Genomic DNA, 455 nt, shown 5'->3' with positions numbered 1-455 from the left:
GCCGCCTCGTCGACCAGGTCGATCGCCTTGTCAGGCAGGAAGCGGTCGGTGATGTAGCGGTTCGACAGGGTCGCGGCGGCCACCAGGGCGCTGTCGGCGATCCGCACCCCATGGTGCAGCTCGTACTTCTCCTTGATGCCGCGCAGGATCGAGACGGTGTCCTCGACGCTGGGCTCGCCGACGAAGACCGGCTGGAAGCGACGGGCGAGCGCCGCGTCCTTCTCCACATGCTTGCGGTACTCGTCGAGGGTGGTCGCGCCGATGCAATGCAGCTCGCCGCGGGCCAGCGCCGGCTTCAGCAGGTTGGAGGCGTCCATCGCCCCGTCGGCCTTGCCTGCCCCGATCAGCGTGTGCATCTCGTCGATGAACAAGATGATCTCGCCGGCGGCGGTCTCGACCTCGGTGAGCACGCCCTTCAGCCGCTCCTCGAACTCGCCGCGATACTTGGCGCCGGC

1 protein-coding gene is annotated in these 455 nt (G+C 68.4%); it reads right to left on the bottom strand.

Features of this window, described 5'->3' with window-relative positions; translation table 11 throughout:
- Positions 1-455, bottom strand: a 455-nt coding sequence (locus BKE38_RS28705; RefSeq protein ID WP_131829782.1) for an AAA family ATPase, incomplete at both ends; no start/stop codon positions are given.

Source organism: Teichococcus deserti (genome assembly GCF_001982615.1).
Lineage (GTDB): Bacteria > Pseudomonadota > Alphaproteobacteria > Acetobacterales > Acetobacteraceae > Pseudoroseomonas > Pseudoroseomonas deserti.
Note: the sequence above shows the minus strand (reverse complement) of the source record. Positions and strands in the feature narration are given on the sequence as shown.